This window comes from Vreelandella glaciei (assembly GCF_013415125.1).
Taxonomy (GTDB): Bacteria; Pseudomonadota; Gammaproteobacteria; order Pseudomonadales; family Halomonadaceae; genus Vreelandella; species Vreelandella glaciei.
Genome location: NZ_JACCDE010000068.1, coordinates 1 through 3,377 on the forward strand (window position 1 = coordinate 1; position 3,377 = coordinate 3,377).

At 55.9% G+C, this 3,377-nt stretch carries 3 protein-coding genes and 1 pseudogene; 3 read left to right on the plus strand and 1 reads right to left on the minus strand.

Going from position 1 to position 3,377, the window contains the following annotated elements; translation table 11 throughout:
• Positions 1–87 precede the first annotated feature (87 nt).
• Positions 88–495, minus strand: a complete 408-nt coding sequence (cadR, locus tag HZS80_RS23080; protein ID WP_035566955.1) for a Cd(II)/Pb(II)-responsive transcriptional regulator — start codon at positions 493–495, stop codon at positions 88–90.
• Positions 496–590: 95 nt separating this feature from the next.
• Between cadR and HZS80_RS23085 the strand changes: the two genes are divergently transcribed.
• The 3 genes and pseudogenes from HZS80_RS23085 to HZS80_RS23095 all read left to right on the plus strand — a co-directional run bounded on the left by HZS80_RS23085 (position 591) and on the right by HZS80_RS23095 (position 3,319).
• Positions 591–1,490, plus strand: a complete 900-nt coding sequence (locus tag HZS80_RS23085; protein ID WP_113271304.1) for a cation efflux transmembrane domain-containing protein — start codon at positions 591–593, stop codon at positions 1,488–1,490.
• Positions 1,491–1,493: 3 nt separating this feature from the next.
• Positions 1,494–2,006: a signal peptidase II gene (gene lspA, locus HZS80_RS23090; RefSeq protein ID WP_095622753.1), complete on the plus strand. Its 513-nt coding sequence runs from the start codon at positions 1,494–1,496 to the stop codon at positions 2,004–2,006.
• A gap of 21 nt (positions 2,007–2,027) precedes the next feature.
• Positions 2,028–3,319, plus strand: a pseudogene (locus HZS80_RS23095) (ISL3-like element ISPpu12 family transposase).
• The last annotated feature ends 58 nt before the right edge of the window (positions 3,320–3,377 follow it).

Sequence of the window (3,377 nt, forward strand, 5' to 3'; positions counted from 1 at the left end):
GGGTAAGCGGATTAAATGGTTGATCTTACCTTTGCATGAGAGTGAGACAGACCGGCATCTCATCGGATTATCTGGTTGATGCTTCACCTACTGCTGGTGCATGTTTCCTTCGCTAATTCCAGCAAGAACCCCACACGCCTCAACTTCCCGGTCATCGTTGCAACTCGCTCTCAGTGAAACGAGTTGTTTCTCAAGCGCTTGCAGAGCGGTTATCTGCGACCGCACATGAGAGATGTGATCATCGAGCAAGGCGTTGACGGCGGTACAAGGCTGATGAGGGTCGTCCTGATAGCTCTGTAGTTCGTGAATCTCAGCCAGTGACAGGCCTAGGATTCTGCAGCGACGGATGAAGGCCAGCCGCTCACCATGCTTCTCGGTATAGACACGGTAACCGTTGTCCTGCCGATCAGGCGGCGGCAACAAGCCTTGCTGTTCATAGAAGCGGATCGTCTGTGTTTCGACCCCTACCAACTGCGCCAACTGACCAATACGCATCAGCCTCCTCCCCAACGGATTCTTTACTCTATTGACCTTATAGTAGCTTTATAGTTTTAAATGGTACCACAACATTGTTCAAGTGGAGTCGTATCATGAACAAATCCTGTGGTGGCGGCGCCTGTGGCGGTGATGCAACGTCCGCGGCGGATACCGATATACAGGCCTCCTCCGAAGCGCCGGGGAGATGGGTCAGCGTTTATGCCGTGCCGAAGATGGACTGTCCATCAGAAGAGCGAATGATTCGCCTAGCCCTGAACGGCTTTGAGGAGATTCGGGCGCTGTCCTTCGACTTGTCGAACCGCCGGCTGAAGGTCGTGCATGACGGCGAGGTCGAGCCCGTCACCTCGAAACTGAAGACCTTGGGGCTAGGCGCCTCGCTTCAGGAAACCGTCGCTGCAAATCCGGAGACCATCAAGGCCGCCGAGTTTTCGGCAGCTTCTGCTAAGCAAGAATCCGGGACCCTGCGCTGGTTGCTCGGCATCAATGCACTTCTGTTCGTGGTGGAAATGACTGCCGGTCTGATCGCCCAGTCCACCGGCCTGATTGGAGAATCCCTGGACAATTTTGCCGATGCGGCGGTGTACGGGCTTGCCCTTTATGCGGTTGGACATAGCGTGAAAATGCAGGTACGTGCCGCGCATCTTGCTGGTGTACTGCAACTGATCTTGGCTGTGGGCGTGCTCGTAGAGGTGGTGAGACGCTTTGTATTCGGTAGTGAGCCTGAATCGCTGGTGATGATGGCTATCGCATTCGTCGCATTGATTGCCAATACCAGTTGTCTGCTGCTCATATCCAAACATCGGGAAGGCGGGGCGCACATGAAGGCAAGCTGGATATTCTCGGCCAACGACGTGGTGATCAACCTGGGGGTCATCACCGCCGGCGCCCTGGTCGCGTGGACCGGTTCCAATTATCCGGATCTGATTATCGGCACCATCGCGGGGGGCATTGTACTTAACGGTGCCAGACGCATTTTGGCGTTGAAGGGTTAAATAATGCTCATTATTGGCAAAAAGCTCTCGCCGTATGCCCTGTTGTCCATATCGGGCCTGCTGGCAGCGTCTGATCAGGCTGTAAAGTGGCTGGTGCAGCAATCAATGGCCTATGGCGAGTCTATTTCAGTGACCCCGTTCTTTAACTGGGTGCACGTATGGAACACCGGTGCCGCATTCAGTCTTTTTGCGAATGGTGGAGGCTGGCAGCGCTACTTTTTTATCGGAATCGCGGTGGTGGTCTCGATTTTTCTGATCAAGCTTATCCTTGAAAATCGTCATAAAGGAGAAGCCATCGCTTACAGTCTTATCCTCGGTGGCGCCATGGGCAACCTGATTGACCGGGTCTTTCGCGGCTATGTTGTGGATTCCTTTGATTTCTATTGGCGAGACTGGCATTGGCCGGCCTTCAACCTGGCTGATATTGCAATTGTCCTCGGTGCCTTACTTTTCGTTTCCGGCAGCTTGTTGGGTAAAAAAACAAACACCAATGCCGAGCCGGATGGATCTGACTGACACCTACGCCTATACAACACCATGACCGAACTTCCCGACAACATCCTTCACCTGCCGCAATACCAAGTACTGGGCTGCAAATCAACCGACGACGAAATGCACTTCCAGGTGGACGTGCCCGATCCGATCGCCTGCGAGGAATGCGGCGTGCAGGGTGAGTTCGTGCGGTTCGGCAAGCGTGATGTTCCCCATCGTGATCTGCCCATCCAAGGCAAGCGGGTCACTCTCTGGGTGGTCCGCCGCCGATACACCTGCCGGGCCTGCAAGACAACATTCAGGCCCCAGCTACCGGAGGTGGTGGACGGATTCCGTATGACACTGCGGCTGCATGAGTACGTGGAGAAGGAATCCTTCAACCACCCCTACACCTTTGTGGCGGCACAGAGACCGGCCTGGACGAGAAGACGGTGCGCGACATCTTCAACGCCCGCGCCGAGTTCCTGGGGCGCTGGCACCGCTTCGAGACGCCCCGCATCCTGGGCATTGACGAGCTATACCTGAACAAGCGCTACCGCTGCATCCTGACCAACATCGAGGAGCGAACCCTGCTCGACCTGCTGGCCACCCGCCGCCAGGACGTGGTGACCAATTACCTGATGAAGCTGAAAGACCGGCAGAAGGTCGAGATCGTCAGCATGGACATGTGGAACCCTTACCGGGCAGCGGTCAAGGCCGTGCTGCCACAGGCCCGCATCGTGGTCGATAAGTTCCATGTGGTACGCATGGCCAACGATGCCCTGGAGAAGGTGCGCAAGGGCCTCAGAAAGGAGCTGAAACCCTCCCAGAGCCGAACCCTCAAGGGCGACCGGAAGATCCTGCTGAAACGCGCTCACGAAGTTTCAGATCGGGAACGGCTGATCATGGAGACCTGGACAGGCGCATTCCCGCAACTGCTGGCCGCCTACGAGCACAAGGAACGCTTCTACGGCATCTGGGACGCCATCACACGGCTCCAGGCAGAAGCCGCCCTGGACGAGTGGATAGCCACCATCCCGAAGGGCCAAAAGGAAGTCTGGAGCGATCTGGTCAGGGCAGTGGGAAACTGGCGCGAAGAGACCATGACCTACTTCGAGACGGACATGCCCGTCACCAACGCTTACACGGAGTCCATCAACCGACTGGCCAAGGACAAGAACCGTGAAGGGCGCGGTTACTCCTTCGAGGTGATGCGGGCACGAATGCTCTACACCACGAAGCACAAGAAGAAGGCACCGACTGCGAAGGTCTCTCCTTTCTACAAGAAAACCATCGGTTACGGACTGCCGGACTTCGCAGAGGAACTCAACTACGGAGTCGATCTATCAACCATCTGAGGGTGGTATCAGATTGATGGGGTGAAGGTGCCCCATCAACCATTAAATCCGTATACCC